Origin of the sequence: Nitrospira sp. BLG_1 (assembly GCF_047338595.1) — a bacterium.
Lineage (GTDB): Bacteria > Nitrospirota > Nitrospiria > Nitrospirales > Nitrospiraceae > Nitrospira_D.
This window is the reverse complement of sequence record NZ_JBLFBO010000095.1, coordinates 1-3,299: the sequence shown is the minus strand read 5'-3', so window position 1 is coordinate 3,299 and position 3,299 is coordinate 1. Positions and strand designations below refer to the sequence as shown.

The 3,299-nt window shown below is 52.2% G+C and carries 1 protein-coding gene and 2 pseudogenes; 2 read left to right on the top strand and 1 reads right to left on the bottom strand.

Translation table 11 applies throughout. The features are described from left to right. Positions 1–310: 310 nt before the first annotated feature. Positions 311–400, top strand: a pseudogene (locus tag ACMTNU_RS20320) (IS3 family transposase); the annotation flags it as partial. Positions 401–636: 236 nt separating this feature from the next. Here the strand turns inward: ACMTNU_RS20320 and ACMTNU_RS20315 are convergent. Further along, positions 637–1,638, bottom strand: a complete 1,002-nt coding sequence (locus tag ACMTNU_RS20315; RefSeq protein ID WP_413937116.1) for a class I SAM-dependent methyltransferase — start codon at positions 1,636–1,638, stop codon at positions 637–639. Between the two features lie 418 nt (positions 1,639–2,056). Here ACMTNU_RS20315 and ACMTNU_RS20310 point away from each other — a divergent pair. After that, positions 2,057–2,848 (top strand): annotated as a pseudogene (locus ACMTNU_RS20310) (IS1595 family transposase). The last annotated feature ends 451 nt before the right edge of the window (positions 2,849–3,299 follow it).

Here is a 3,299-nt window from a genome sequence, read left to right as displayed (position 1 = left end):
ACGCGATCCTCAAAGTGCTCTATCTGGGCCTGCAGCGCATCGCCAAGCACTGGACTGCCCCGATTCCGGAGTGGAAACGAGCGCTCAATCAATGTGCCATGATCGTAGGAGACCGCGTGCCGACCCGTGATTCACCACAATCAGCTACACAGAAAACTTGACACGCCCAAGCCTCGCCCGATCCACGTTCTTTCACCACCACAACTGACCTGCGCCGAGGGGCCGCTCGCTGAGCCAACCAAGCGTGGCCCGAAGACCGCGTACACCGACGAGGTACTCACCGCACACATCCGGCAAGTGCTGGTGGCCTCGCAAGGTCTGGGCACGGCTGCGGGCACAAGGGATTCGCACGTCCAAATTGCGGGTCCTCCGGCTCATGCGGCAGGATGGTCTCTTGTCTTAGAGGGGAGCTGTATAGCCGCTTAAGAATTGACACGATTTGGGGTTCGGTGAACTTGGACTGCCCCATGACAATCTCCTGGCTCGGGGTGACTATTTTGCCAGAAGACTCTCCCTTCGAATGTCTCGATCTACGGCGAACTTATAACAGACGACCTGCTCTTCCCGGAATTTCGATCGCTGCGTGAGTCCTCTCCTTTCGTCTAGGACCGCTGAAGCTGCCACCATACTCCAGTGTTAAGGTCCCGTCATTTTCCGGGAAGACGTTACGGAAGAATAACCATCAGGCGCAACGCACTGTACATTACTCTTCTCGGCAAGAATCCATGCGCCGCTAATCGCCAAACTGGCTCTTGACTTCGAAGAAAATTGTTTATCCACATGGAACATTCCGATATTCAAAAGCTCTTCTGAACGCTGATCGATATATGGTTCGACGTCAACGATTACTTGCCCAGCACGTTTGAACAAATCCAAAAAATCATCATGTCTAAGTCTGTTCATATACATGTACTTATTTCCAGCGTACCGTGCCCATTCATCATCACTGTATCGAAGAAAATTTATTGCAGAGATGTTCTTATCGGAATGCGAAAAATGGTCGGTATAATCAATTCGATGAACGAATAAGCCGGTGCTTTTTGTTATTCGATTGCCCTCCTTCAGAATGGCATTCAAGGCATCAGGCGGAATATGCTCAAAGACTGTAAAGGAGGTATGAAAATCAACATGTTGATCGGGCAAGGTCGTCTTTGCAGCATCCCCAGGTGCAAGGTACGTGATTCGACAGAAGTCAAGGAAATCAGACGCTGATAGCTGAGATTTTCTGGCAAGGTTCAACATGTCATTGAACCTTTTCCTATCGATCAGAGAACCGAAAAGTGTCAACACTTCTTCTTCGTGCTGAGAGATATAGTGAAGATGTTCGGCAATCAATTCCTCTTTAAGATATGGATTCACATCTATGGTAATGATCCGCTCAGCCCCCATGAGCCAATACGCCAACGGCACCAATGGGGTTGGCCCTGTCCCAACCTCTAAGAACACCTTCCCAGATGGGGAGGAGCCCTGTCTTTGGATTCGTTTCCATGTCTCGATTCCAGCAAGCAATCTGCTCGAAGGATTTACCCGCCGCAACGCCCCAAACCGTCTTTGGATCCAATAATAGACATCATACGATGCTTCAGATGGTAACAGCGAGACAGCATTCTGTATCGCTGCTTTAACTTTCCAGTTCATAGGATAGGCCTCCGAGTGGTCAGAGCTGGCTCCGCTTCATTGCCTCGCTCCTTTGTATCGCTGCCGCTCGGGGGTGTTGGTGTAGCCAGGCTCCCACTTGCCAGACTGTCCGATTTTCCGATTTTCCGAGCCCCCTCTGATAAGGTTTTCCTACAGCAATACTTGCTGATATGTTCGGCTATAAACATGAGGCGTGTGGGTGTGATTAGTAATTCCCATCATTATCTGGATATATATTTTGATAATTGGCAAAACTTGCCGCATTGCTTGTGCTAAATGCCTTCATTTGTGTTCCAATGACAAATTACCATTTCAATATTTTGGGCTTCAACTATAAAGTCACTGATATTGGAATCAAAGGATAATTGAATCGGGTAATATAGGGCGTTTCGTAACCATCTGGTAGGCTGGAGGCCGCATGGTTACGGGATCTTGTCGGGTTTTCGGGTGTGCGGCCAACTTTTTGCGGGGCCGCAAGTGTGTCTTCTGTGGCTCGTTTCGAGTCAATCGAACGCGTCGTGGGTATATCAAATGCCGCACCTGTCGACGGCAAAAGAGTCTCGCGAAACTCCGGCGCGAGATTGCCATTCTGCAGGGGTTCTATCAGCAGGTGCCTGCCTATCGCTTGGCGCATGACCTGGGCGTCGATCCCAAAGTCATTAGTCGGGTCTATCAGAAGTTGCGCACGGCGTTGTTTCATGTGGCGGAACTGGAGGGTATGGCCAGTACGCTTTCGGGGGAGATTGAGCTGGATGAAGCCTACTTCGGCGGACGGCGGAAGGGACGCCGGGGTCGAGGAGCTGCGGGGAAGAGCGTCGTGTTCGGGCTCCTGGAGCGGGATGGACGGGTCTAGACGAAGGTTGTCGAACATGTGTCGGCGGATACCCTCATGGCCCATATTCAAACGACCACTCGGAAAGGGTCTGTCTATTACACAGATGCCTTTCGCGGCTATCAATCGTTGCGGCGCTATGGCAAACATCACACGGTCAATCACAGCAAGAGTCTTGTCGATCGCCGAACCAAGAACCACATCAACGGGATCGAAGGGTTCTGGTCGTTTGCCAAGCATATTCTGTACAATTACCGGGGCGTGTCCAAGTATCACTTCCCGATGTATCTGAAGGAAATTGAGTATCGCTTCAACCACCGCAAGGAGAACCTGTTCAAACTCTTCTTGCGGTGCTTCTTTGGTTACGTTTCGCCCTAATTACCTTCCATTATGTGAAGGCAACCGTGCGAGTCCACGAGTACCCGGATGGGACCTTGGCGGTATTCCATGGCCCTCGGTGCTTGGCGCGCTATGATGCTGAGGGCCAGCTGATCGACCCCGAGGGTGAGTCCGGGCACCAGAAGGACTCGACCGTTCGGTCACGCGACCGTCCGATCGTCGTCCCTCGGGCAACTGTGCACGAAAGAATTTCGGCACGGGGGTGAAAACCAGGGAGCGGCAACACCGGACAGATCATGTGCTACATACACCGGACAACTTACTAAGCGCTTCACAAGTAGAGCCTCATATGGTAGAACCTCTCGCATGCGATGCACGAAGGCGTTTGATGCCCGCACCCTGTCCCATGCCGCGCTGGAGGAGCTGCGGCGAAGTGCGGTGCGGCGGGTGGAGGCGGGGGAGAGTCCCGAGTTTGTGGCGGCCGGTCTGG

Bases quoted from the DNA above. Each gene is read 5' to 3' on its own strand.
- ACMTNU_RS20315 (WP_413937116.1), bottom strand. From the start codon at position 1,638: ATGAACTGGAAAGTTAAAGCAGCGATACAGAATGCTGTCTCGCTGTTA.